Here is a 24,698-nt window from a genome sequence, read left to right on the forward strand (position 1 = left end):
AAAGGGGAAAAGTCGGCGCCGCCCTGCAGCGAAAGCACCTTGGTGATCGCAGCAGTGAGCGTGGTCTTGCCATGATCGATATGGCCGATCGTGCCAATATTCACGTGCGGCTTCGTTCGTTCAAATCGCTCCTTCGCCATCGTTTCCTTCCTCAACCCTTATGAAACTTCACTCAATACATTACTTAACTGACAGCGGTCAGGGACTGTGCGCCTGCCTAATCTCTCAAAAATCTGCACTGGGATTAACTCACTCATTCCCCAGTGCGGGAGCTTCCCCCAACCGTATCTCCGCATTCTATGCGGGAGATTTCCGCAACCCTGCGGGAGCCCACAACCGGGATTGAACCGGTGACCTCGATCTTACCAAGATCGCGCTCTACCGACTGAGCTATGTGGGCAATGCGCTACTCGCAGACCTTGGACTTCTCTTAACTCTACCTCAGCGGTCAAGGCTCACCGGCATTTCCTGGGGCGGCACATCGGCTTTGCCCGCGCCGGACCGTCGGCGTGGCATCGCAATCTAGGCCTTGGAGATAGAGAAGGCACGGTAACAGTTTGCCGTGCCGTTTCCTGCCTTCCCCGCTTGTTTACCCTTATCCACGTTTGCAGCCTGTTCCCGCTTGCTCGCCGGCGCAGAAGTCGTTGCCAACATCTCTCCGGCACAGTCCTTGGCGGCTTGCAACCTGCTACGCGGATGGGACCTTACCGTAAACCCCACACCTCTCTAAGCCTAGTACTAGTCGCAAAGGCAACATCAATGATAACAGACCCCTGCTTGCCTGTCACGCATTTCATGGCAAAGAATCAATACCAGTACAACGGAAAGTGAGCTACAAAATACGGAAACGAGCGAGGCGAAACTCTCTGCTTTTCCTGCGAAAGCGAGAATCAATCTTCTCACCACGTGTACGAATCCCCATTCACCAGAGGAGACCTTTGCATGACCCCACTTTCAAGCAGGGGCACTCCCTCTCCCGTCGAGGGAGAGGGGACATCCGCGCTGTGGCGAGGGTTATGCAAAGGTCTCCAGAGGGAGAGCTCGCAGCCTGTTGCCGTATTCTGCCGCGCTAGGACAGTGTACCCATTCACGGGCCGACGGCCACGCTCTCAGTGTAGCTGGTTTGACGCGAGGCCCTCCTCCCGCCGCCGGACCGCAGCAAAAGGAGAGCCCAGCTACCATCCAATTGTGTCTACGAGAAGCAAGCGTTATCCAAGTTCACCGTCCACGATGGTATCCATTGCGGCCGTCGCCTCTTCCACGCTCGCCTCGCCTGACCAGATCTGGCCGAGGTAGGTGCCGTACGCCGGGCCGTAGATGGCAATCATGTTCGGATTCTTGGGCAAACCGCGCAGGTAGGTGAGGAAGTTCAGCACATTGTCGATGCCGTCGGGCTGGCCGTCCGCATTGCGGTATTCGTTTTCCGCAACCGGCGTGTACACCGGCACCGAGAGCGATACCGCCAACATGGCTAAGGCGCCCTGGCGGCCGGTAACGTGCCGGAGCAGCGCCCATGCCGCGTCTTTGGCGCTGCTGTCGCTGTAGACGGCTTGCGCGTAGCTGCCGGCAAAGGTCGTCCTGCCAGCCGGCCCCGCCGGAATGCCGACCACGTCCCACGCAAACGACACGCGGTCGCCGCGATAGCGGGACATAGCCGCGCCGGTGGTGACGATCAGGGGCGATACGCCGCCGCTGAAGAGGTCGTCCTGCACCTCGCCGGGCCGCGGCGTGACCTGGTGCACGTGGAAGAGGTCGGAGACCCACTGGAGGCCGGCCCGGGTCTCGGGTGACGACATGGTGGACTTGGTGGGATTCTCTTCGTCGTCGTACGTGCTGCCGCCTGCCATCCAGATCCACGGCGTGATGGGATTGAAGCCGCGGGGTATCGAGGCTAGGGCGAACTGCTTCTGCGAGCCGGCGCCGGTGGTCTGCCGGCGCACGAACGTCATGAAATCGTCCCACGTCCACGAATCCTGCGGGTACTCCTCGCCGAGCTTGTCCATCAGGTCCTTGTTATAGACGGCGATCAGGCTGTTTACGTAGTGGGGAATGGCGATGAGGTTACCTTGAAAGCGATGCGCTTCTATGGCCAGGGAAGCGTACTCGGTCATGTCCACCTGGTCGCGGGCGACCAGGCTGTCGAGTTCCGCCGCCAATCCGGCCTGACCGATGTTCCCCAGCCAGATCGGACTGCAGTTGAAGATGCCGATGTCCCGCTCGCCGGCCGCCAGGCCCGTACGCACTTTCTCGATGCAATCCTGCTGGTTGCCGGGCACGATGACGTATTCGGCCTGAAACTGTTCGTTCTGCTCGTTGAAGCTGTCTACGAGTCCCTGCTGCACGGGATCGAAGCTGCCGCCGCCGTAGGACGCGGTGAACCACTTCGCCACCTGGACTTCGGGCTCTTTGGGCTCTTCCTTAGCAGGTGCGGCCTTCTCTTCCATTTTGGCTTCCGTCTCTGCGGCGGGTGTGGCGACTGTGCCGCAAGCTGCCAGCGGCAGCAGGGCGCCGGCGCCAACCAACCCCGACAGGATGCGCCGTCGGCTGAGGGTAAGCGATATTGCTTTCATCCGAAGACTCCCTTCTGTGAATCAACAGTGGCGAAATGCATGTGACAGGAGCACTCGCCTGTCCTAGGTGCACTTGGGATGCCAGGCCGCGCGGGATCTCTAAAAGGATTAGGCCGATGGGGTAGGAGAGCCTGTGTCAGAACGACCGTGCAGGCGGGACGCTCTCCCTCTCGCGCAGCACAAGCATCGCAGCACAAACCAATGCAGTCATGCCTCCTTTCTGCGAGTATGCCGGATCGACTCCAATGTACTCACCAACTCGGAGAGGCAATACGATTGACTTGTAGTCTAACGCACGCTTGCTTTCTTGTCTAGATGTGTATCGCTACAATTTGGGACACGAAAGGTAACGTGGAATTACCCAGTGACGAAGCTGGGGTCTGCGTTACTCGCGCAGAGCTACCATTTCACTGGGCGTGAGGGCAGGTGTCATACCTGGATACAGAACTCCTACGTTGGCTTGGCGCAAGTCACCGGGTATAGTTTTCTTCAGCGGAGCTACGCGTACCAAGAGGAGCATGGCGGTGAGCGGCATGGCGGGCGTTGATCCCACGCAGAGCGGCGCGGAGTTTTCGGCGTGTGGGCGCTACCGCTACAAGCTCTGGCGGGTGTGGGACCACACGCACCCGGTGATCTTGTTTATCATGCTGAACCCGTCCACGGCTGATGCTACGAACGATGACCCCACCATACGACGCTGCATTGGCTTTGCCCGCGATTGGGGCTACGGCGGGGTGCGGGTGGGGAACCTGTTCGCGTGGCGCACGCCCTACCCGAGCGCGCTGCGCGTCGCCCCCGATCCCGTGGGACAAGATAACGATGGCGCCCTATTCAGTCTGGCCGAAGGAGCGGCGCTGATCGTCGCTGCATGGGGCATGCACGGCGCTGGGGGCGGGCGTGGGCAGGTCGTTCGCGAACGCTTTTCGGACTGCCTCCACGCGCTCGGCATGACGAAATCGGGGGAGCCGGCCCATCCGCTCCGTCTGCGGCGCACCTGCAGGCCCTTCCTGCTGGAGAACTGAGATTGCTTGGGGGCTGGGCGCTGTTGCACCTATAGGGGTGACCGGCTCTCTTCAGTGTCGATGCATGGGCGGAGCGAAACGGCGCAGCGTGTCGGCAGGGCTGGGTGAAAAATACGACGCAACTTGGCAAAAGCGAGCGGGCTCTGGCGAGAGTGCGGAGCGCGGTAGTGAGTACCCAATCGCGCTGTTTGGGCTTCGCGAAGTCCTTGTCAAAGCGCGGGAAGTATCTCAAGGAGCGCAAACAGAAGTGTATGAAACTCTCTAAACTCCTTCGCGCCATGCCGGAGGCGCGGATTGTCTCCGGTGCGCAAGACCCGGCCATCACTCAGCTCTGCCACGATTCTCGGGAGGCGGAGGCCGGTGCGCTCTTCATCGCGCTGCAGGGATTGCACCGGGATGGACACGACTACGCCGCGGCTGCCGTGGCGAATGGCGCGACCGCGGTGCTTGTCACACGACCACAGTCTCTGCCGGAGCACGTCACCCAGGTGCTGGTGCCCGACACGTGGGTGGCAATCGGGCAGGCGGCTGCGGTCTTCTGCGGCAACCCCTCCCAGGAACTCTGCGTCATCGGCGTCACCGGCACCGACGGCAAGAGCACGACAACCACCCTCATCGGTCACATCCTGCGGGCGTGCGGGCATCCGACGGGCGTCATCACCACGGTGGCCTTTCACGACAGCCGGCAGGAGTATCCCAACGAGACGCGCCTCACTACCCAGCACGCTTCCGACCTCCAGCGCATGCTGCGCACAGTCCGCAACCAAGGTGGCACGCATGCAGTCGTCGAAGCCAGTTCCCACGGGCTGGCACTGCACAAGCTGGACGCAATTGAGATTGATGCCGCCGTGTTGACGAACCTCAGTCATGAGCACCTGGACTTTCATAAGACTCTGGAAGCATACCGCGAGGCGAAGGGTCTGCTCTTCCAGCGGGTGAAGGCGCGGGCGTCAAAGCCGTTTCCCCAGGTGAGTGTGCTCAACGCCGACGATGCGCACTTTTCATATTTCGCCTCAATCAAACCGCCCGGCGTGCGGACGTATGGCCTCGCAAAGCACGCGGACGTGCGCGCCATAGACGTAACGCTCGGCGCAGACCACACCGCATTTACAGTGGTCACGCCGGAGGGACAAACGCCAGTGCATGCGCCGCTGGTCTGCCACTTCAACGTGGCCAACACGCTGGCAGCGTTGGCCCTCGTTAGCGGTCTGGGCGTGCCCCTCGATGCGGCTGCGGCGGCGGTTGGCTCGTTTCCGGGGGTGCCCGGTCGCATGCAGGTGATTAGTGCCGGCCAGCCGTTCGCCGTAATTGTTGACTACGCCCATACGCCCAATAGCCTGCGGCTCGTGCTCGATGCCTTGCGCAGCGTAACGCCGGGACGGCTGGTGGTCGTCTTTGGCAGCGCGGGCGAGCGCGACGTGGAGAAGCGGGCGCTCATGGGCGAGGTCGCGGCGGAACATGCCGACTACTTTGTAATCACCAGCGAGGACCCCCGCAGCGAGGACCCGGACGCTATCTGCCGACAAATCGAAGAAGGCGCCTTGGAGGCCGGCTGTGTCTACGGCCGCGACTACAGCATCAGCGTCGACCGCACCCAAGCCTTCCGCATTGCCTTCAAGCAGGCGCGGCCGGGCGATACCGTGCTCCTAGCTGGCAAAGGCCACGAGCACTCCATCATCTGGGGCGCAGAGTCACTGCCCTGGGACGAGGCCCGCATTGCCAGTGAGACCCTGGCGGATATGTTTGCCTAGCGCCGTTTTCACATAAACGAGCGTGGTCGCAGGCAACACGACTTCACCGATGACCTTGGACAGAGTGCAGCAATCTCCTGATGCCACCTATGGGGCGTACTTACTATTGCTTTATCCCCGTTTATGCTATTGCCAATATGTTCTGGTTAGAGTAGGATGATTGACATGATGCTGCTTCGTTAAGAGAGAGGAGGGTTGACAACTAGAGGTATTGCCTTTGTGTTGCGAATACCCAGTGTCGGCTGGATGGAGCCTTTTCATGCAGGCGAAGCGGCAGAACGCCGCGTCGCAAAGGAGAAGAAGTCATGCGTTTTCATACAACCAGACGTAGATTCCTCGGGGGCTCGGCAGCAACTTTCGGGGCCGTTGCCCTGGCCGCGTGCGGCCAGGTAGCGACGACGGGCGAAATGATGGAGGAAGCACCGGCTGAGGCGGAGGAAGAAGCAAAGGCCGAAGAGGCGCCCGTAGCCGAGCAAGTAACCATTCAATTCATGTGGCCGCCCTATTCACCGGCCAAGGAGCGCTGGTACGAGCGCTTGGTGGACGCCTACGAAGAGAAAAACCCCAATGTATCAATCTCCACCATTCTCGATACCGCGCTCAACGATCGCATCGGCACGAACGCCGCCGCCGGTGGCGGCTTGCTTGACGTGACCTGGCACGGCTGGGGTTGGGCCCGTTGGGGTGAAGAAGGCGTCTTCCTGCCGCTGGAGCCGTACGTCAAGGCGTCGGGCCTCAACCTTGACGACTATTATAAGGCCGCCATCGACGGTGTCACCTGGAACGGCACGCTGCATGCGCTGCCCCTGGGCATTCTGACGCCGGTGATGGCGCTTAATCTCGATGCGTTCGCGGCAGCGGGCATCGAGGTACCGTCTGACGACTGGACCTTCGGGGACATGATTGATATCGGCGCCAAGCTCACCGATGCCGCCAACGGCAAGTGGGGCGTGTCGACGCGGTTCTGGTACTGGTCGACCTGGTACGTCTCCTATGGCCGCGATCAGGGTTCCGTGAACAATGAGTGGCAGACCATGAGCTGGGACGCGGCAGTCCGCACCGAGCTGATTAGGACGCGGGGAGACCTGTTCCACAAGCACCAGATCGAAGCCTATGGCGACGATGCCAAAGAAGAGACGATCTTCGATCACTTCAAGAACCAGAAGGTTGCCATCTACTCGGGCTACAACTGGCTGGTGCCCAGCTTCCGTACCGACGCGCAGTTCAATTGGACGTTGCATCCCATCCCGTTTATCGATTTCGAGGGCGAACCGACGCGTAACGGCGCGCTCTACACCGAGGAAATCGCCCTCGTGGAAGGCAGCAAGGTGCTCGACCACGGGTGGGACTTCGCCTCGTGGATCTGCGGGCCGGAACAACTGGATACGGCAGCCCGCAACGGCGACACGACGCCGACGATCAAGTCTATAGCCGAGAGCGACGCGTTCATCAATCTGGACCTGCCGCCCGGAGAGAGAATCGTCGAGTATCTGCGGGCCATGGAAACCGCCATTCCGTTCTTGCTCCATCCAATTGGCGGCGATCTCGCCGGACCTCTGTGGAAGAACGCCGGCCTGGCGACGCAGGCGAATCCGGAGCTTACGCCGGAGGAGGCTTCCCGCACGGCCCAAGGCGAGGCCCAAGCCATCCTGGACGAGTACAACGCAAGCAGGCAGTAGGTAAGCCTTTCAGTGCGTAGGGGCACGACATGTCGTGCCCCTACGCGTGTTTCAGGGGGGAGTCGGCGCTCCGAACCATTGCCAGAGGGATCTTGCGGGACTGCGGCTCATATCCCCTCTCCCTGAGGAGACCGTTGCGTAACCCTTGCCGCAGCGAGGCAGTCCCCTGTCACTTGACGAGCGAGGCAGTCCCCTCTCACTTGACGAGCGGGGCAGTCCCCTCTCACTTGACGGGAGAGGGTTAGGGTGAGGGTGAATCTGCTCTGATCCCCAGTTGTCTTTGATCTAGTATATATTGACTGTACATGCCATACGATTAGAATAGCAAGGTATCCCCTCTCCCCAAGGAGAGGGTGCGCCTCCTTGCCATCGGGACCTAGCTATGCAAGGGTCTTCTTGACTGAGAGGGCTAGGGAGAGGGAAAAACATCGGGCAAGATCAACTTGAAAGGTTAGTAGCATGGGCACGCTCGGTGTAACACCCGACGATGCGGAGTCCATCCGCCAAGAGCAGGTAGCGGAAATTGACCGCTACTACGCCGCGCTGGTGTATGCGGCTGCGAATAGACGCGAGCGCGCGTGGCAGCGGGACTTTAGTTCGCCTGACGCCTATCGCCGCTCGATAGCGCCGAACCGTGCACGGTTTCTCCAGCTCATGGGCGGCGCGCCGCAAGGTGCCGCGCTGCTGGAGCCGCGGCAGCAAGACCTGCCGGAGCGTCCCGGCATTGCGGCAAGGCGCGTCTGGATTCCGGTTGATGCAGGCGTCCACGCGTACGGCGTTTTGCTGGTGCCCGCACAGCCGGCCGGACCGAAACCCGCCGTAATCGCCCAGCACGGCTTCTCCGGCTCACCGGAAGCCACCTGCGGCTACTACGAGTTGGAGGAGACTGCCTATCTGCGGTCCTTTGGGCTGCGGCTGGCCGAAAAGGGCTACGTTGTCTTCGCTCCGTTGGTGATGAACAATACGCCCGACCGGTCGCGCACAAACCGCAAGGCCACGCTCATTGCCCAACAGCTCTTGGGCCTGGAAGTGGGCAAGATGATGCGCGTGGTGGACTTTCTGCAGACCTTGCCGGAGGTGGACAACGACCGCATCGGCTACATGGGCATCTCCCAGGGCGGCATGATGGCGCTGTGGGCGGCGGCCGCCGACGAGCGGGTCGCCGCCTGCGTCTGCTCCGGCTACTTCACCAACCGTACACCCAAGATGATCGACCCTTCGCCCCACTACACGTCCTTCATCCAAACCGGCGATGACGACAAATTCTTCTGGGGCCAGTTGAACGAGTTTTCCGATTCCGACATCGCGTCGCTCATCTGCCCGCGACCCTTCTTCGTGGAGGCGGGCACGGAAGACCGCGTCTTCTGGCTGGAGCACGTGAAGGAAGAGTTTTCTCAAGTCCAGTCAATTTACGCGCAGCTAGGCATCCCGGAACGCGTCGAACTTGGCATCTTTGCAGGTCCCCACGTGATTCATGGGGTGGAGTCGTTCGCTTTCCTCGACCGCTGGCTGCAGAATTAATCCGCGAACTATGCGCCCCGTGAATATCGACGTGTGCTTCGAACAAGGGGAGACTTGCCGTTCGCACTGAGCCTGTCGAAGTGCCGTTACGGTTTTCACGGCAACCGTAACGTTTTGTGATTACTGGCGCGTGTTCGCAACACAGCGGTTGGGCAGAATTACCGTTCGCACTGAGCTTGTCGAAGTGCTCTTCGCGGGTAGGCACGCGGGCCGTGAATTGTCTCAGCGAATTGGCCCACTGCCCTGCCCACAAAGAAGTGTAAGCTACCTATTGGGGTAAGTTTGAAGTTGTATTCGGTAGCGCCCTTTACATCGTTGGCACTACCACAGAAGAGATGGACGTGATGGCAACCGCTTCCGCTACGCAAAAAAATGTCCTAAACGACGATCAAGTCGCCTTCTACCACCGCCACGGCTATCTCATACTTGAAAATGTGCTAGCGGCGGCTGAGCTACAGGAATTGCGGGCAGCAACGGAGGGCTTGCAGGAGGAGCGCATCCGCCGGGGCGGCAACGACAGCATTGTTGCTATCATGGACTTTGCCCTGCTCGATGACGCCTTCATGCGCGCCGCGCACCACCCGCACATGCTGGCCGCCGTGACGCAGCTCATTGGCGAAAACCTGCGCCTGCAACACTGCAAGCTGAACTGGAAGCCGCCCACCAAGGGCACCGGAGAAGTGGACTGGCATCAGGACTTTCCCTTCCTGCCCCACACCAACTACGATCTGCTGGCGTGCATGATCCTGATGGACGATTCTTCACCGAAAAACGGCTGCATGCGCGTGATTCCAGGCAGCCATCTGCGGGGGCCGGTGGACCATTTCACCGCGGACGGGACATTCGCGAGGCACTGCACCGATCCGGCAGATTATGCAGATGACCTCGCCCGAGGCAACGTGGTCGATCTGGTCGCCCCGGCCGGTTCGATTACGATCCATCACAGTTGCATCGTGCACGCTTCCTATCCGAACAACAGCGATACGCCCCGCCGGGGCCTGATCTACCAGATTGCCGCGGGTGACAGCGTCCAACTCGGCGGCCAACTCTACAAGGTCTGGCCGCTATGGCTGCAAGGCGAGGACCCGCTGCGCGCCCGCATGGAGGACGGCACGGTCTTTCGCCTCAGTAGACCCCTAACCAACGTCGGCGGCCTGGAACCGAGCGACCAATAGGCTGTGTGGTCTCTCCGTGTCATTCCTGTAAATGTCAGGTAATTCGTTGACAGATTTGAGAACAAAAGCAACCTTTCGCAGTGTTAGACATGACTAGTACACATGTCATTCCGAACGAAGCGCAGCGAAGAGTCGCTCTTAGCGCGGAATCTAGTGCGTAGATTCGGCTTGTTCTCCAAATGCTGAGCCAGAAGAGAGAAAGGGTGTTGCGAAAGCGCCTATCACCCGTTTGAGTTGGGTTCCGCTGATTCAGGAGAAGATGGATTCTCAACAGTCATTCCGGCGAACGCCGGAATCCAGGGTGCGCGCGACGAAGATAGATTCCGTGCCCCCGCGCGCGGCGAACTTTCGCGGGAATGACGGATGATGCGCCCCTCGTGTAACCCTGTTGCATTCCGCAATTGCCTGCTTCTTACAGCATACAAATGACGGAGGTTCGTCGTGCTATTTTCATGGTAGTGACGGAACCGGGACAAAGGCTTGTCACCCGCTCCTTGGGTCAAGCTGTAGCGTGGGGGCTTGTCCCCCGCTCTTGGTACGGTGGGCCCAAGGCACAGTGCGGCTCAATTCTCTCCCGAATTCGGATTCCGGCAAGCTGAGCTTGGTACTGCAAACTAGGATTTGGCCCTTTGCTGTCTGTGACACGCGGCACACCGTATTGAACGTGATACAGTATCAACACAATCTAACCCGGAAACCGCAAAGTCACCGATCGCTTCTATCAAAGAGATAAAAGGAGCAGAAGACCCATGGCGACGTCTCCCACAACCCAGGAAAAGATCCTCAGCGACGACCAGGTTGCCTTCTATCAACGGCATGGCTACCTAGTACTGGAAAACGTGCTCTCGGCGGCGGAATTGCAGGGGCTACAGGCCGCTTCGGAGCGTCTGCAAGAGGAGCGCGCCCGCCTGGCCGGCGACGACAGCTTGGCCGTCATTCAAAACGTGGCGCTCTTTGACGACGCCTTCATGATGGCCGCGAAGCATCCGACGATGCTGGGCGCGGTCACACAGCTCATCGGCGAGAACCTACGTCTGCAGCATTGCAAGCTCAACTGGAAGCCGCCCACCAAAGGCAAAGGCGAGGTGGGCTGGCACCAGGACTTCCCCTTCTTCCCCCACACAAACTACGACCTGCTCGCGTGCATGTTTCTCCTGGACGACGCCGTGCCGGAGAACGGCTGCATGCGCATGATTCCCGGCAGCCACCTGCGCGGTCCGGTGGACCACTACGACGCTGAGAGCGGCAGGTTTAGGGGCCGTTGCACCGAACCCAGCGAGTACCAGGACGACGTGGCGCGCGGCAACGTGGTTGATCTCGTCGTGCCGGCCGGTTCGATGACGATCCACCATTGCTGCATGCTGCACGCCTCCTATCCCAACCACAGCGACACGCCGCGCAGGGGCTTGGTCTACCAAATCGCCGCCGGCGATAGCATCCAACTCGGTGGCAACCTGCACAAGGTGTGGCCCATCTGGCTCCAGGGCGAAAACCCGCTGCAGGCCCGCATCGGCAACCACACCGTCTACCGGCTCAGCCAGCAGATTACCAACGTCGGCGGCCTGGAACCCAGCGCCGACTGGCAGAAGGTCACCCAGGACTAGACTGAATACTGACACCCCTTGTCTGCATTGGATATTGTAGAACAAGGTATTCATTCCCTCCCTATTTATTGGCATTGTCCAGCATTCCCACTAAGACCAAATCGCACTTCAGTAGTGTGTAAATCTTGCTAGATTTCACATGAAATTGGAGATTAGAATGGCTAAGAAAAACAATCGAACCGTATCTCGTCGCACTGATGGTACTTGGCAGAACAAGAAGAACGGCACCACAAGACCAAGCAGTGTTCATCCAACTCAGAAGGATGCTTTGGACGCGGCAAGAGAGATGCTGCATAATCAAGGCGGTGGAGAATTAATGACCATGGGCCTTGACGGAAAGATACGGAGTAAGGACACCATTGCCCAGTGATCCAAATCCACCGCGAGACACGGAGCACTAGATCGAGTTCCGAGTACACAAGGGAGACTTGGAAGTAGCGAGCTTCCTTGAATGTCAGATTTTAATGCCGGCTCTCTCTTGGAGCGAGTACATCTCTGTTGCTGCATTTGACATCGGTCAAACGTACCGATAAAATGAAATTGCGGCCACTCTAATTGCCGCACATCAAACTATCCCGTAATGGGACAAAGGGGGGTAAATTACCCCCCTGTTTTTTTTGATAAGCGAGAACGTCAATATGGCTCTTAGGACAGCCATCTTTATTGATGGCGCAAATTTCAGGGGCAATCTCCGGGACTTTGGGTTTACTTCTGAGCTCTCAAACGGGCGTGTCTATAGACTTGAAGAGCGTCATTTCAATTGGGATGAGTTCTTCTCTGGCGTACTTGATAAGTTCAATGCCGAGACTGGCTGGGAACACCAGCTAATTCGTGTTCATTGGTATTCCGCGGCGAGCATTTCGCCATGGCCGCGAAAGTATGAATTTTCACTGTCTCAGAAGGTCGTTACGGGACACTCTAGTATTAAGGGTCTTACCACGGACGTCGTTTTGGAAAAAGCTAGAGACTGGTATGCCAAAGAGAGGAGTTATTTTGAGCGCCTAAGGGAGGACACCTTCGAAAGAATACAACGTGAAATAAACTTTCTCGAGTTTAGATATGTAGGGCAATACAAGGTTCTCCCCTTGAAAGCATCTAGCATACAAGAAAGGTCTGGCGAGATACAGTATAGAGGAACACGAGTGGGCGAGAAGGGGGTGGACTTAGGAATAGCCGTGGACATGATTGCGAAAATGCCCTACTACGATGTTGCCATTCTTGTGAGTGGAGATGCAGACTTCCTACCGGTGGTCGGGTATTTGAAGGACCACCTCAAGTACGTATATCAATTCTCTATAGCGAAGGGGGTTCCCCCTTCAATTCGTTACCTTTCTCCCTATCTAAAGGGAAAAGTCGATTGCTTCGAATCCTACAATGAGCTGGAACTACTCGATAAGTTTCTCTTGCGAGAGAAAGGAATACCACACGACATATTGGTGGCAATCGACAATCGAATCACTCAACTTTCGGATGGAATTTATCAGCCAACCATGTTGGTGCCCGATCGTTGAGCCGGTCACATTCTCAACCCACCCACGCTCACCGCTCTGCCGTGTTTGGCAGTCCCATACGCCGCTTCTACCAACACTAAGGCCCGCGCGCCGTCTTCCCAGTGGCGCTCCGTGCGTGCTTGCTGGGAATCGGATAATCCGGCTAAGGCTGGAACAGCATTTGGCAAGCCGCAAGCGACGACCCCGCCGCGATGGGCCGCCCTAATGCTGCGGGTAAATGCTCCGCATCTGCCAGGCGTCGAGGGAGCGGAGATGGGCGGGGCTGCCCTGGGCGCGCAGGGAGACGCCGGTGCTGTCGCCCCGTCCGGGGTAGACGCGGACCGCCACACATTGCTTGCCGTTCGCGAAGACCTCTACCACGCTGCGGTCGACGAATACCCGCAGCCTGAGCGGTTCATCAGGGTCGAGCCGGATAAGCGCCGTTTCAGGAGCGCGGGAGAGTGCGCCCGGCAGGGTTGACGCGTAGGAAGAGTCGAGGGTCAGCAGGCTTTCGTAGCGATCGACCGGTCTCGGACTCTTGTAGCCGCGGATGGCAACCTGGCCGGTGTGGTGGACCGCGCCGGGTTGGACGGAAGGGTTCTGTACCTTGAAGCCGCGGTCCATGTAGAAGGCGATGCGCGTGTACTCCTCCCGGCCCGGGGAACGGAGGACGTTCAACTCGACCATCGGCGCCGCGCCGGGATCAAGCTCGATCGCCAGCTCCAGCGCGCTGCCCTCGATCCCCGCCAGCACCACTTCCTCGTTGGCGGGGAGCTCCGTCGGGCCGACGTGCCTGTGGTCATGCCTGAGGGACTCGATGTCGCCGGCGGGCTCGACACGCACGTCGTCGTCTCCCGCCAGGGTGAGACGCCGGGGGAGGGTCATGATCTGGTTCCAGCCCGCGGTGGGGTACCCGGGGTTCATGTTGAACAGCACGATGATGCCGCCCTGTCCGTCGGGCGTTGCGGATGGGGCGTGGACGCCTGACGGGACAGTCGCACCGAAATTGAAGAGGCCGTGGGAGGTGACGACCAGCTTATCGCGGTCCTCATCGTAGTCGCCGAGCAGGTACTGACCGCCGCTCATGTGGCTGAAGAAGAGGAGCATATGGCGGTCGCCGATGGGCCAAAAGTAGGGGCAGGCGCCGTCGTCGCCCGCCAACGTGAACCTGTCACCTTCGGTGAGGGGGTGCAGGTACTCCCAGGTCTCCAGGTCATGCGAGCGGAATAGAAAGTCGGCGGCAATGCGTTGGTCGCCGGGGCCGTCGGTCAGCGCGCCGCCGGAGAGGGAGTAGTAAACCCCGTCGCGCTGCCAGATACAGGGGTCGTAGACCGTGTACTCCCGGGGCGAGCCGTCGTGATCCGGAATGGGGATGACCGCCTGGCCCGTGACCTTCTCCCAGTTGAGGAGGAGCGGATCGCTGGAGACGGCGACCATGTTGCCGACCTGTGTCCCGTGGAAGATGGCTATGACCCGGTCGTCTTCGACAAGGGTCCCGCCGGAGAAGCAGCTCTCCTCCGGGTCGGGGTAGATGGCGTACGGCAGGTCGCGCCAGTGGATGAGGTCGTCGCTGACGGCGTGCCCCCAGTGGGGCCGGGGGTCTTCCGGTGGGTAGCCCTGGTAGAAGAGGTGCCAGCGTCCCTGCCAGAAGCAGAGCCCGTTGGGGTCGTTCAGTCTGTTCTCGGGACTGACGAAGTGATACAGCGGGCGGTGGGGGTCGCCCGCCAGCGCCTGGCGGGATGCAGCCATCCGCCGCACCAGCGGGTTGTCACGAAGCTGGGCTTCCTGAGCGTCGAGAGTGTCGGCGAAAGTGTACCTGGGAGCGCGGGATGCGCGGTCGGATGTAGTCATGGCGTTTCCTTGTGCTCGCTTGGAGCCAGGGTAGCTTCGAAACCCCAGAACCGACGGCGTTCATCTTCCTGAATTGAGGCCTGTCGCCAACCCAGCCGCCCTCTGCCTCGTCCATGTACACTCGGACCGCGGATTAGCCGCTGGCCTTCGCGTAGTCCTTAGAACGCCGTCAACTGGGCGGGCACAGACAGGCCCATGTTGTGCCAGTCGCTGGATACCCTGGGGAGTAGGGCCGCCGGTGTAAGCGGCTCTAGGTGCTTCTTCTTAATGCTGTCATCCTCTGCGATAGTTCGTCTCGCGGTCGTGTCGTCCGATGCTTCGTCGCCTTCAAACTGCGTCGTTTGCTCCAGGCCCAACCGCGGCCTGAAGTCTGAGTCCCAAGGCGCGCACCACCTTCAGCACGGTGGCGAATTCCGGGTTGCCGTTGGCTGAAAGAGATTTGTACAAGCTCTCCCTGCCCAGCCCCGTGTCCTGTGCCACTACCGCCATTCGCTGGGCGCGGGCGATGTCGCCAAGGGTCGCCATGATCAGGCTCAGATCACCATCTTCCAGCGCGACATTCAGATATGCCGCCATGTCCTCCTCGGTCTCCAGATGCTCCACCGGGTCCCACGGCCTTGTCTGCGTCTTTGCCATAGCTGCCTCCTAGAGTCCACTGGCGAGTTCCAGCGCCCTTCGTATGTCCCGTTCTTGGCTGTCCTTGTCCCCTCCGGCCAGAAGAACGACAAGGGCCTCACCTCTTTGCACAAAGTACACCCGGTAGCCGGGTCCGTAGTCGATCCGTATCTCGGAAACTCCCGCTCCCACCGGCCTTACGTCGCCGGAGTTGCCCAGGGACAGCCGCCGGATGCGGCTGTCGATTCTCGTTCTGGCTTGCCTATCCCTTAGCCGTCTGAACCAGTGGGCGTAGTCCTCGGTTTGGCGAATCTCCACCATCACCATATTGTAGGCCACAGGATACTAGCGACACAAGGTGCCTTCTGCAGGGTCATTGGCCACTACTCTGATCTGACACGAGCACTCACACGATCACTCTCCTGCCGTGCTCTGCGGACTCGTACGCCGCTTCCACCAGTTCCAACGCCCGCACGCCGTCTTCCCAATCGGGCTTGGCGGGCGCGCCCGCAACAATCCCTTCCAAGAACGCCCGCAACTGAATCTCAAACGGGTCGCCGCCCGCCAGGGCCACCGGCTCCCAGCCGGTCATGGGGTCGGCCTGGAGTTGGGTGGGATCGTAGCGGAAGCCGGGCGTGTCGGCCTGGAGCTGCTGGTGCATGGCGTTGAAGCTGAAGATCAGGCTGCCGTCTTCACCGTCGATCTCGAAATACGGCACCTCTTCGTGCTTGCGCCGCGCCCAGGAAACGAACACGTCGCCCAGCGCACCGTTGGCAAAGCGCATTTGCACCGTGGCCGCGTCTTCCACCTCTGCGGAAAAGCGCTCGCCGTCCGGCGTTTCGCGTTCCGCGTAGACCGTGGTCATATCGCACGACACGCGCTCGATAGGGCCGATCATCCACCCGAGCAGATCGAAGAAGTGCGCCATCATGTCGTGCACGATGCCGCCGCCGGCCTCGGCTCTCTGATAAAACCACGCGGGGCGGTTCTCCACCCGCTGCGGTACAAAGTAGCCGAAGACCCCGCGCACGTGGATGATGCGGCCGAGCGCGCCGGAGGCGATGATCTCCTTGGCTTTGGCCGGTCCACCTTGGAAGCGCATGTTCTGCACGATGCCGTGGCAGACGCCGGCCTGCCGCGCCGCGCGCAGGAGATAGCGGCCTTCTGCGGCTGTGTTTGTCAAGGGCTTATCAGTGTATACGTGCTTGCCGTTTTGAATGGCCTGCAAGAGCGGCGTGAAGTGCAAGCGGTTGACAAGGCAGTTGTCTATCACGGAGAGCTCAGGGTCGTCGATGAAGCTCTCCAAGTCGTTGCTCGTCTTGGCCGCGCCGCACGCCTCCGCGAGAGGCGCGACTTTCGCCGGATCCCGTCCGTAGAGGGCGACGGCAACGTTGTGCCGTTCGCCAGCGACGACGAGGCCCTTCTCTTGTATCGAACGCAGTGCCGTGCTGTGCAGTTGCGCCATGCGTCCGGTGCCGAGTACCCCGACAGTTAGGTCCATTGGTGTGTATGCCTCCGGTTTTCAGGGAAGACGGTGTTGCAGCTCGTCTTCCGTAACACGTTCTCTCGCGCGTGCTGCCCGCGTTTGCGTGACCTTAGTATAACGAAGATGTGCGCAGGCCTTAGCCAGCTACAATGCGCGCGGCTGCCGCAGCGCCAAGACAGGTTTGCTATAGTTGCAGAAGAGGTCGGGCGGTCGTCCGCTTGCTGCCGTGCGAGACGTTGGCGTGACCCGGTTCACGGATGGGCAGTCCTTTTCAGTTGAGGATCCCTGCCTATAAGGCTCGGGACATGAATTCGGCGCCTCGGTTTGGCGGCGACGACTCGGCGTTGCGACGACTTGATGTGGCGGTAGTCAGACACCCTTTCCCTTGATGGGAGCGGGTTGGAGCCTGCCCCGTACTTGATACGGGGGTGAGGTGATTCCAGCCGAAGTCAGCCCGCTGCCGCCTGCATGACGAGTTTCCCGGGGAGTTCCGCATTGAGAAGCACGAAACTCGCCGCCGGCACGAATACAAGACATTGAATCAACTAGTGTAGGAGCAGCTATGACGCTGTGGTTCTGGATTGGCGTAGCGTTTGTTTCTTGGGGTCTGGCGTCGTTCTTCGGTAAGATGGTTGCGCCGTATTTTGGCGCGCCCTATCTGGTCTGGGTGCGGAGCATTATCACCGTTTTCATGCTCTTGCCGCTGGTGTGGGCCCAGCGCCATAACTCGATCACGATTACGCCAACCTGGCAAACCTGGGTGCTCGTCGTCCTTGTCACGGGGTTTACGGCCAGCGCCGTCATCGGATTTTACAATGGCTTGCGCCTGGGCGACGCTTCGCTCGTGACGCCTGCCAGCGGCACGTATCCCGTGCTGACGGCGATACTGGCCGTGGTCTTCCTCGGCGAACAGCTTTCGGTCACGCGCGCGCTCGGCATCTTATTCGCTGTGATCGGTATTTTCTTCTTGACGCGTTAGCGCCATCACTAAGCAGATTATGATTACGCTTGGCCTCCGCGCCGGTTTCCTCTCCCTCAGGAGACCTTTGCATAGCCCCAATTTCAAGCAGGGGCACTCCCTCTCCTGGGGGAGAGGGTTGGGGTGAGGGGAAACGAAACGGCAGAGCGAAACCGTAGCGCGGGGGCTTGTCCCCCGCCTCTTGATGCAGAAGATAGTGGCAACCCAAGGCAATGTGCGTGGGCGCGGAGTGTTGGATGGCTAGTTAGTCCTCTTGGCCCGGTCCTGCGGGCAAGCCCGTAAGGGAAATGAGCGAAAGGCATTTCTGCCTGAAGTATAATCGTGGTCACGACACCAACCACTGTGCATAAGGGGAACGGAGTTCTATGAAGCTGGCAAATAAAGTAGCAGTCATCACCGGCGCCGGGTCCGGCATCGGGTACGAAATGGCAACGCTCTTCGCCCGGGAAGGCGCCACCATCATGGGCGCGGACGTGGACGCAGACGGCTTAGCCACCACCGCCGCAGCAGTTGAAACAATCGGCCGCCCCATGCGCACATTCGTGGCCGACGTGACCGATCCCACCGCCGTGGAACACCTGATGGCCGAGACCGTGGAAGCCTTCGGCAGCATCGATATCCTCTGCAACAACGCCGGCATCGGCCACGTGGGCAGCGTGCTGGAGGTCACCCCCGAGGAGTGGGACCGCGTGATGGCCGTGAACGTGCGCGGCGTCTGGCTGGGGTGCAAGTACGCCGTGCCCTACATGCTGGCCCAGGGCGGCGGCATCATCGTGAATACGGCGTCGGTGGCGGGGCAGGTCGGCCTGCCCAAGCGCGCCGTCTACAGCGCGTCCAAAGGCGCGGTGATCGCCCTGACGAAACAGGTCGCCATCGAGTACGTGGCTGAGAACATCCGCGTGAACTGCGTCTGCCCGGGCACCGTGGAAACGCCGTGGGTCCAACGCCTCCTGGCAATCGAGGACGATCCGGCCGCCGCGATGGAAAACCTGCGCCTGCGCCAACCCATGGGCCGCCTGGGCCAACCCGACGAGGTCGCCAAAGCCGCCCTCTACCTCGCCTCCGACGCCGCGGAGTTTATTACCGGCACGGAGTTAGTGATAGACGGCGGCCTCACGGCGCGGTAGCAACCTCGTGCGCTGGTCCCGAAAGAGAGGTTCCGTACGTTTGCCGGTTGAGTGTTACCTAAGTCGCTAAATCAAACGGCAAGTCGCTGATATCACGCAGCCTCCGACCGGTAACGAGTGTCCTCAATAGGTCCGCATCGGAATCATTGTCAGAGGCGGCAGCCGTCAATTCTCTTAGGGCAAAGTGGTAAACGCAGTCGATATCGCCTGTGCCATATGCCAGCGACGCGATGCGACTGGGTAGCGGTTCTCCCACTACAACGACAATGTGAGGCGTCTTGCCCTTACGGTTGCGAACGAGGTTCAAGCCTTCAGTGCGTGCATTCTGCGAGCGGTCGCTGCGAATTGTCCACTTACAGGAAACACTCGCATGCATAATATCTGCTTGGGAATTCGCTTGCCGTAGAGGAGTATGGCTTGCCGTTCCATCATCGTTCACCAAGACTTCCTTCTTGTTGATCTCAGAGTCGGCGACCGGCTTTCTGCAAACAACAATGTCAGGTGTAACGATATAGTCCCCAAAGATGATTCGCAGTTCCTCATGCTCATCGACTACACGTCGCACATCAGACAGATGCAAGTATTGCTCGTAGTCTCGTATGTTTCCTCCCAATGAGAAATCCCATTTGCCCGGACGCAAGTGAGAGAGTAGACCAAACGCATCACGCAAGAAGTCTTTTGTCGCCGCCTCGAACTGATGTCCCGCTGTCTGTCCTGCCAGCTTCTTCTTCCCAGTCCGCATGCCTATGTTCTTGACGATGCCCTTGCCAAGCCTGACGCTTGCAGCACTGCTGCTGTCGGCATTGTTGGGAGTGCCATCTGCTTTCTGTCGCAAAACGTCACGACAAATGCGACGATGGTAGCCTTGCCGAAGGTCTTCAATTCTACCAAGCATTACGACTTCACCAAGCCGATGACGTATTCGTCATGCATACGTGCCTCGATCTGCGAGCTTTGCTGGTTGCCCCAACGCGCCGGCATCATGCGCTTGTCGCGGTCGAGGCGGCGCACGCCGATACCCGCCAGATCAAAGCCGGCGCTTTCACCTATGGACGCCAATCCCTTGTGCGTTTGTACATCGATGCCTCTAAGATTTGAGGTGGCGACCACGATCACTGCCGCTCCACCCCGCTTCAGGACCCGTTTCATCTCGGCGATCACGGTAGCCATCTCGCCAAAATAGCGGCGCAGAGTCTGCGCTTTCCTGGCATCGCGCTCTGCGAGAGTTGCGATCGTCTCTTGGCATTGGTCGGGCAAGTTTTGGTACTCCTTATCGGACAACGCATCGTGTCCAAGGTATTGCGCCCGGATCCTGCTAAGTTCAGTGATATTCCAACCGAACCATACCAACGAGAATTTGTGCGCGCGCATGTAGTCGATCGCGTTGTTGGCGTATGGCGGCGAGGTAATAATCAAGTCTATGCTCTCCGGCGGCAGGCCGGTGTCTGCCGCACTGGCCGCGCGAACTTCCGCTTGACAGTTCCTCTCGCTCGAATCCATTGCGCCATTCACACTTAGATGAGACGACTCTTCGGTTTCATGGGGCATCCCGTTGCCTATAGCAGCTACATTGCGTTCCAGCCGTTTGGCGAACTCTACGAATGCCGAGGCCGGCGCCTTCTTCATGTCCCTGTGGGGACGCGTATGTGCCAGATCGCGCGCCAGGGAAACACCACCGGACTTGGCAATGATGGTCGAAGAGAACACCACGCTGAGAAAGTCTCGAATACTGCCTTGCGGCAACGCTTCAATGCGTTTCAGGAGGGAGAACAATTCAATCTGGTGCTGCGGCAGAAACCAGTAGTCGATGAAGTCCGCGGTCTTCCCGTCAAAGCGCAACTGAAAGTCCTGTCGCAGTCTATGACCGTCTTGCCAGCAGTCCCTCTGCGCCGCGCTCAAGACCGTCAGTCCCTCTTCCAAGGCCGCTGACGGGTCGATGGGTGTCAGCTTTGCCACCGCGATCATGCGAGCGAGTGGGTCTATATCGCAGCCGATAGCTCGTCTTCCTAGTCGCACGGCTTCTACAAGCGTGGTACCCGAGCCGAGCATGGGATCGAGAATCACATCTCCTGGGGCCGAGAGTTGTTCGATGAGGAATCTGGGCAACTGAGGTGGAAACTTCGCTGGAAAAGGATGCCAGGCGTGAGGACCATAGCTCCCGTTGGTGCCGTGAAAGTCCAAATCGGCACGCAACGCTGCCCGCAATGCATCAAAGCAAGTACTAGTACTCATGTTTTGTCTGCCGAGCATCCTTGCCATCCGAGAAGACGCAGGCAAAGTTTGAAACTGGCGTTAGTCAGCACAGTCCACTCCAACGAATACAGACAACCTATGTGTCCCTCTTGAGAGGGTATGTGACAAATAGTTGCGGAGGGAGTGGATGCGCCTTGGCCAAGGCTATATCCCTACCAGGGACACTGCTTTACGCAAGAGTTTCCACAAGTCCGACCAATTATGGCGTCTTCACTATAGAAAGGAAGACAGGCGCCGGTCAAGTGCGGTTCACCTATGGCTCCAGCATAGGATGTTATGGAATTCAGCTGTCAACACTATCCGCTATCAGATGAATTTGCGGCAGTTAAGACTTTCGCCGCCACATTCATCACCGGCATCGAACTCGTCATCGACGGCGGCCTCACGGCAAGGTAGCGATGCCGCTCAGCTTCCCACTATGCAAAGCCCCTTGGGGTGCCTTTTTGGAAGGAAGTTCTATCTATCATTTCTACAAAAGCGCAATAACTAGGTTATTCAGCTTGTGGAAATAACTCGGTGTAGTGCGTATGGCTGTACCTACTGTCAATTTTCCCGATCCGCATCTGGGCTAGAATCGATGAATTGTTAGATACATCAAGAATTGCCGCAATTTGCTTACGCTTTCGGGATGGAAACTGTGCCTAAAGCCTTATGCCATGCCTTAGTGTTGTTTCGCCCCAAGACCTTGATCGCCAAGAGTACATTTACCACTCCCAAATGAACACGACCGCTCATCACTTTGAATAGTCCAGAACGAGCCCTCACGATCTCCTCCGACTCTCGAGATAGGCCGATGCCATTATGCAAGAGTTCACTGCCAATCTTGTTGAGATCTACGCTGATTTGTAGGAGACAGTCCTTCCCATTGGAGCCCACTTCCCACCGGCGAATTGTTCCTCGGGCACTCTCCACCAAGTTTCTTGACTTTCCAGTGAAGCTTTTCCCAATCTGAGACTCCATGTACTTAATGTATTTTGCCGAGAATTCAGAATCGATTGCAGCAGCTAGTGCGAATTCTGACCGTTCTTGAAGGGGCCTCATAAGTGAGGCAGCCGCAGTCCAACGTCCTGCTGCGGCCTCTTCGCGGATTGCGAGACCGAACTCATGGACATCTCGCGTCACGTAATCAAGAAATTCACCCTGTCTCGACTCTGGCCAAGTGGTGGCGCGAATGAGCTGGCAAAGTGCTTCAAGAAGCTGATCGATGTACGCAAAGTCTGTGCTTGCAGACCCTGGCGACAGTTTCGATTCTGGAAACTGAATGTTCAATTTGAATGAGTAATCAAAGACTTTATCCATAGGGCATTCCTGTGGCTATTCCCACGATGTTTCGTCCAAACCTTCATGGGTTTATATGTAGATTGACCTTATCTTGAAAAACAAACGTCAAGAGACTAAAGTAATTCCCTTTTGAACGACTCTACCCATCTGCGCTGGTGGTGGGGCAGGCCGTTGAGGCGGACTGCCAAATCTATGGCGACGTGGATGGCGTCGTGGGTGCTGCGGACATTGGCGGCGGTGTCGATGTTGATCGCGCCGTCGGAGCGGGTGATGGTGCGGAAGTGCTGACCGATGGCGGTGGTATTGGCGGGATTGCGGTTGTTGGCCCAGACCTCCAGGCGCGACTCCGTCTTGACCGTCATGTCTGCGCTGGCCTTGACCTCATTCATGAGATGAAGCCGCAGGCCGGTGCGATCGCGCATGACGTCGCGGGTGATTTCCCAGGGCACGGCGCGGGGCGATACCGCCGGATACGTGCGCGGCGCGGCGGACGGCTCGTACGCCATCTCGTCGGGCGGCAACGCGCCGGCGGGGGCCTGCCGCGTGGGCACCACCGGCAGTTCCAGATGCGATTCGCGTCCACTGTTCCGATAGACGCGGTTCGTGCCGTTATAGGGCGTCGGCCACAGGTTGGGAAAGTCCGCGCTGCTGACGGAAAGCCGGATGCGGTGCCCCCGCTCGAAACGCCAGGCCGTGGCGTCCAGGTCCACGTGCAGTTCATAGACTGCGCCCGGCTCCATGGGCTCCGGGTCGGTGTGCGAATTGCGCCGCGTCCCGTTCAGCACGCCCATCGTCACCTGCGCGCTGGCGCCGTCCGGCGCCACGTCCGAGAGCCGAACCACGAACGCCATCACCGGCGCGGTGGAACTGACGTGGAGCACGGCCTTGCCCATGCCGATGATCTCTAGCGGTTCTTCCAAAGGCGCGGAGGTGTAGTTGGCGGAATAGACCTCGTCCACGCGCTGGTCGCCGGGCAGGCCGAACGGCACCCCCGCGCTCCACAGACCGCTCGCAAGGCCCACTGACGGCCGATATTCGTATTCGTCATAACCGTCGCGGGTCATATAGGAATTGTCCGGCATCAGATCGCTGCCGAGCGCGAGCCGTCGCGTGCGCCCACTGGTAATGGGAAACTCCGGCTCGCAGCGCCAGTAGCCGGTGGTGTGGGTGCGGGCGGGATCCGGCACGTCGAACGTCTGCATGTACACATTGATCGCCGGCTCGTCCATGATGCCGTTGTCAATGCCTTTGAGCCAGTAGTCGCACCAGCGCACGGTCAGATGCTCCCGCGCCAGCGAGGGGCCGGGCGTTTCGCAGTCCGGGCCGGAGTGGTTCCACGGCCCGATGAGCACCTTACTCGGCGCGGTCATGTGCTGGGAGGTGCGTAGCGGCGCATTGCAGTAGCCGTCGCGCCAGCCGCCGATGAGGAGCGCCGACGCCTTGATCTCGTGATAGCGTCCCCGAATGCTGCCGGGCCGCCAGTATTTCCCATCCGTCTGATTCGCCAGCCACGTGAGCAAGTACGGAGAGTTTTGCTCCAGGCGTTGCTCCCACAGTTCCGCCCAGCGCGCGCCGCTGTATTCGGGATAGGGCGGCATGGCATTCATGCCTACCATTGCGCTGCCGTACGAACCGATGTCGTAGTAGCAGCGCCAGGCCCCGCCGCGGTAGTGGCAGTCGTCTGTGTAGCGGTCGTCCGTGTAGTTCCAGGGAATGATGGTAATGAGATGCGGCGGTGCCAGGGCCGCGACCTGCACGCTGGTGAACCCGCCGTACGAGCCGCCGGTCATGGCCACCTTGCCGTCGCACCAGTCCTGCGCGGCGATCCATTCCACCACGTCGTAGCCGTCGCGGATTTCCACGGGACGGTACTCATCGTCGTTCATGCCTTCGCTGGAGCCGGTGCCCCGGCAATCCACGCGCGCGCCCACGTAACCATGCTCCGCCCAGTGGTGCTGCATGCCGGTGAGCGGCGCTTGGTCGTCCTTGCGGTACGGGATGTACGTCAGAATAACCGGCCACGGGCCCTCCCCGGCCGGGACGTGCAAATCCATGGCAAGCTTCGTGCCGTCACGGGTCGATACCATGATGTTCTTATAGAAGCGAATGCCCGCCGCGTCGACTGCCATGGACAAAACGCCTGATAAGACCTTGTCAGACATGTACATGTTTACTAGCCAATTGAATCTTCATATTGGAATACTTCTCAGGGGTGCGTATAGCGAGTCTATGTGACTGCGTTACCCGTGCTGGAACGAATTACACAATTGGATGTCTTAGCTGTGATGTTCTTT

The 24,698-nt window shown here is 59.4% G+C and carries 19 protein-coding genes, 1 tRNA gene and 1 pseudogene; 10 read left to right on the forward strand and 11 right to left on the reverse strand.

The annotated features are described in order from the left end of the window. The 3 genes from OXE05_00480 to OXE05_00490 form a co-directional block, all read right to left on the reverse strand. On the reverse strand, window positions 1–140 hold a 140-nt coding region (locus tag OXE05_00480), incomplete at its 3' end, for a GTP-binding protein (protein MCY4435793.1). A gap of 187 nt (window positions 141–327) precedes the next feature. Further along, window positions 328–400 (reverse strand) — tRNA-Thr (locus OXE05_00485). 808 nt (window positions 401–1,208) lie between these two features. Continuing rightward, a complete protein-coding gene (locus OXE05_00490) occupies window positions 1,209–2,570 on the reverse strand; it encodes an extracellular solute-binding protein (GenBank protein MCY4435794.1) in 1,362 nt (453 codons plus the stop codon). 533 nt (window positions 2,571–3,103) lie between these two features. On the opposite strand from OXE05_00490, the gene OXE05_00495 reads away from it, so the two are divergent. The 8 genes and pseudogenes from OXE05_00495 (at window position 3,104) to OXE05_00530 (ending at window position 12,833) form a co-directional block, all read left to right on the forward strand. Beyond that, window positions 3,104–3,592, forward strand: a complete 489-nt coding sequence (locus OXE05_00495) for a DUF1643 domain-containing protein (protein ID MCY4435795.1) — start codon at window positions 3,104–3,106, stop codon at window positions 3,590–3,592. A gap of 251 nt (window positions 3,593–3,843) precedes the next feature. Further along, window positions 3,844–5,343 carry a UDP-N-acetylmuramoyl-L-alanyl-D-glutamate--2,6-diaminopimelate ligase gene (locus tag OXE05_00500; GenBank protein ID MCY4435796.1) on the forward strand — a complete coding sequence of 500 codons (1,500 nt, stop codon included), beginning with the start codon at window positions 3,844–3,846 and terminating at the stop codon, window positions 5,341–5,343. Between the two features lie 305 nt (window positions 5,344–5,648). Beyond that, window positions 5,649–7,022: an extracellular solute-binding protein gene (locus OXE05_00505; protein ID MCY4435797.1), complete on the forward strand. Its 1,374-nt coding sequence runs from the start codon at window positions 5,649–5,651 to the stop codon at window positions 7,020–7,022. A 459-nt stretch (window positions 7,023–7,481) separates the two neighbouring features. After that, on the forward strand, window positions 7,482–8,543 hold the full coding sequence (locus OXE05_00510; GenBank protein ID MCY4435798.1) for a dienelactone hydrolase family protein: 1,062 nt from the start codon (window positions 7,482–7,484) through the stop codon (window positions 8,541–8,543). Window positions 8,544–8,887: 344 nt separating this feature from the next. Beyond that, window positions 8,888–9,718 (forward strand): phytanoyl-CoA dioxygenase family protein, encoded by an 831-nt coding sequence (locus OXE05_00515; protein ID MCY4435799.1) that lies wholly within the window; start codon window positions 8,888–8,890, stop codon window positions 9,716–9,718. A gap of 749 nt (window positions 9,719–10,467) precedes the next feature. Continuing rightward, on the forward strand, window positions 10,468–11,322 hold the full coding sequence (locus OXE05_00520; GenBank protein MCY4435800.1) for a phytanoyl-CoA dioxygenase family protein: 855 nt from the start codon (window positions 10,468–10,470) through the stop codon (window positions 11,320–11,322). 157 nt (window positions 11,323–11,479) lie between these two features. Further along, window positions 11,480–11,723: pseudogene (locus OXE05_00525) on the forward strand (DUF2188 domain-containing protein). Between the two features lie 237 nt (window positions 11,724–11,960). Then, on the forward strand, window positions 11,961–12,833 hold the full coding sequence (locus tag OXE05_00530; protein MCY4435801.1) for an NYN domain-containing protein: 873 nt from the start codon (window positions 11,961–11,963) through the stop codon (window positions 12,831–12,833). A 201-nt stretch (window positions 12,834–13,034) separates the two neighbouring features. Here the strand turns inward: OXE05_00530 and OXE05_00535 are convergent, their stop codons facing one another. The 4 genes from OXE05_00535 to OXE05_00550 all read right to left on the reverse strand — a co-directional run bounded on the left by OXE05_00535 (window position 13,035) and on the right by OXE05_00550 (window position 16,779). Next, window positions 13,035–14,663, reverse strand: a complete 1,629-nt coding sequence (locus OXE05_00535; GenBank protein ID MCY4435802.1) for a glycoside hydrolase family 32 protein — start codon at window positions 14,661–14,663, stop codon at window positions 13,035–13,037. A 327-nt stretch (window positions 14,664–14,990) separates the two neighbouring features. Next, window positions 14,991–15,299, reverse strand: coding sequence for a putative addiction module antidote protein (locus OXE05_00540; protein MCY4435803.1), 309 nt, complete (start codon window positions 15,297–15,299; stop codon window positions 14,991–14,993). 9 nt (window positions 15,300–15,308) lie between these two features. Beyond that, a complete protein-coding gene (locus OXE05_00545; GenBank protein MCY4435804.1) occupies window positions 15,309–15,599 on the reverse strand; it encodes a type II toxin-antitoxin system RelE/ParE family toxin in 291 nt (96 codons plus the stop codon). A gap of 85 nt (window positions 15,600–15,684) precedes the next feature. Next, the gene (locus OXE05_00550) at window positions 15,685–16,779 is read right to left on the reverse strand and encodes a Gfo/Idh/MocA family oxidoreductase (protein MCY4435805.1); all 1,095 of its coding nucleotides are present in this window, start codon (window positions 16,777–16,779) and stop codon (window positions 15,685–15,687) included. A 547-nt stretch (window positions 16,780–17,326) separates the two neighbouring features. Between OXE05_00550 and OXE05_00555 the strand changes: the two genes are divergently transcribed. Then, a complete protein-coding gene (locus OXE05_00555) occupies window positions 17,327–17,743 on the forward strand; it encodes an EamA family transporter (GenBank protein MCY4435806.1) in 417 nt (138 codons plus the stop codon). Window positions 17,744–18,108: 365 nt separating this feature from the next. After that, window positions 18,109–18,870, forward strand: coding sequence for a glucose 1-dehydrogenase (locus tag OXE05_00560; protein ID MCY4435807.1), 762 nt, complete (start codon window positions 18,109–18,111; stop codon window positions 18,868–18,870). 58 nt (window positions 18,871–18,928) lie between these two features. Here the strand turns inward: OXE05_00560 and OXE05_00565 are convergent, their stop codons facing one another. The 4 genes from OXE05_00565 to OXE05_00580 all read right to left on the reverse strand — a co-directional run bounded on the left by OXE05_00565 (window position 18,929) and on the right by OXE05_00580 (window position 24,533). Then, window positions 18,929–19,765, reverse strand: coding sequence for a restriction endonuclease (locus OXE05_00565; GenBank protein MCY4435808.1), 837 nt, complete (start codon window positions 19,763–19,765; stop codon window positions 18,929–18,931). After that, window positions 19,765–21,102 carry a site-specific DNA-methyltransferase gene (locus OXE05_00570; protein MCY4435809.1) on the reverse strand — a complete coding sequence of 446 codons (1,338 nt, stop codon included), beginning with the start codon at window positions 21,100–21,102 and terminating at the stop codon, window positions 19,765–19,767. The genes OXE05_00565 and OXE05_00570 overlap by 1 nt, the downstream gene beginning before the upstream one ends. 636 nt (window positions 21,103–21,738) lie before the next feature. Continuing rightward, window positions 21,739–22,422: a hypothetical protein gene (locus OXE05_00575; protein ID MCY4435810.1), complete on the reverse strand. Its 684-nt coding sequence runs from the start codon at window positions 22,420–22,422 to the stop codon at window positions 21,739–21,741. 95 nt (window positions 22,423–22,517) lie between these two features. Then, window positions 22,518–24,533 (reverse strand): CocE/NonD family hydrolase, encoded by a 2,016-nt coding sequence (locus tag OXE05_00580; GenBank protein ID MCY4435811.1) that lies wholly within the window; start codon window positions 24,531–24,533, stop codon window positions 22,518–22,520. Window positions 24,534–24,698: the final 165 nt, after the last annotated feature.

Source organism: Chloroflexota bacterium (genome assembly GCA_026710945.1).
In the GTDB taxonomy this organism is placed as follows: Bacteria; Chloroflexota; UBA11872; order VXOZ01; family VXOZ01; genus VXOZ01.